1 protein-coding gene is annotated in these 1252 nt (G+C 55.7%); it reads right to left on the minus strand.

Translation table 11 applies throughout. From position 1 onward, the window contains the following. Positions 1-8 precede the first annotated feature (8 nt). Positions 9-1186, minus strand: a protein-coding gene (locus JOD97_RS32440) for an IS3 family transposase (RefSeq protein ID WP_209726955.1) whose coding sequence is annotated in 2 segments (ribosomal slippage) — positions 9-919 and positions 919-1186 — 1179 coding nt in all. Because the reading frame shifts where the segments join, the coding sequence is not laid out codon by codon here. Positions 1187-1252 lie beyond the last annotated feature (66 nt).

A 1252-nucleotide genomic window follows, 5' to 3' on the forward strand; every position in this document is an offset into this window, starting at 1 on the left:
TGTGGTGGTCAAGTAAATTCGGACACGACGATAGGTTTTCTTGCTGCCATGTTCCGTTCGTAGACGGAGGGCGGCAGATTGCCCAGAACTGAATGCAGACGTTCGCTGTTGTAGAAGCCGACGATGTATCCGGCGATATCGATTTTGGCCTCTGCGTGGTTGGCATATTGTCGCTGCCACACGCGCTCCATTTTAAGATTCAAGAAGAATCGTTCGGCGACGGCATTGTCCCAGCAGTTTCCTTTGCGGCTCATGCTACAGACGAAGCCGTGCTTGGCTAGTAGCGCCTGGTATTGCGCACTGGCGTATTGGCTGCCGCGATCCGAGTGAACGACTAACCCCGCGCTTGGTCGGCGCTGTTGAACGGCCATATGCAAGGCGTCGCAGACCAGCTTGGCCGGCATGCTCGGTGCCATGGCCCAACCGACTACCTTGCGTGAGAACAGGTCGATCACTACTGCCAGATACAGCCAGCTGGCGCCAGTCCGGACGTAGGTGATATCGGAGACGTAGGCCCTGTTTGGCGCTGACGGATTGAATTGGCGGGCCAGCACGTTGGCCGCGATCGGCAGATCATGCTTGCTGTCGGTCGTGTGAATGAATTTACGCTTCCAGACGGGTTTTAAGCCTGCCTGACGCATCAAACGACGAACCTTGAATCGACCGGCAGTGATGCCGCGATTGGACAGCTCTGTGACCATACGGCGGCTGCCATAGCTCTGATGACTTGCCACAAAAGCCGCCCTTACATGGACACTTGTTTTGCAAACCTCCAGCGCGGTAGCGCGGCGCTTCGCTTCATAGAAACCGGAACGGCTAACGCCAAGCACGCGGCAGCTTTGAGCGACAGGGACGGCCTTCATTTGCAGATCGTCGATAAGTCGAAAACTCATTTCAGCTCGCGGGCAAAGAAGGCCGATGCCTTTTTTAATATCTCTACATCTCCTCGTAGCTGGCGGTTCTCCTGCTCGAGCTGTCTGATTCGTTGCTGCTCGGGCGTCAGCGGCTTACCAATACCTGGCTGGCCGGATTGCTCGGCATCGTACTGCTCCAACCAACGACGAACGGCGGTGGGGCCAATGCCCATGCTCTGGCATACATGCTGAACACTGAGTCCCTGTTCTTTGATCATTTTGACGACCTCAAGCTTGAAGCTGGGATCGAAACTACGGCGTTGCCTTGTCATGCAAATCTCCTCGGATGGTGGATTGTCCACCTATCGAGGTGTCCGGGCAAATTAGACCACTACAGA

Origin of the sequence: Duganella sp. 1411 (genome assembly GCF_017833525.1) — a bacterium.
GTDB lineage: Bacteria > Pseudomonadota > Gammaproteobacteria > Burkholderiales > Burkholderiaceae_D > Rugamonas.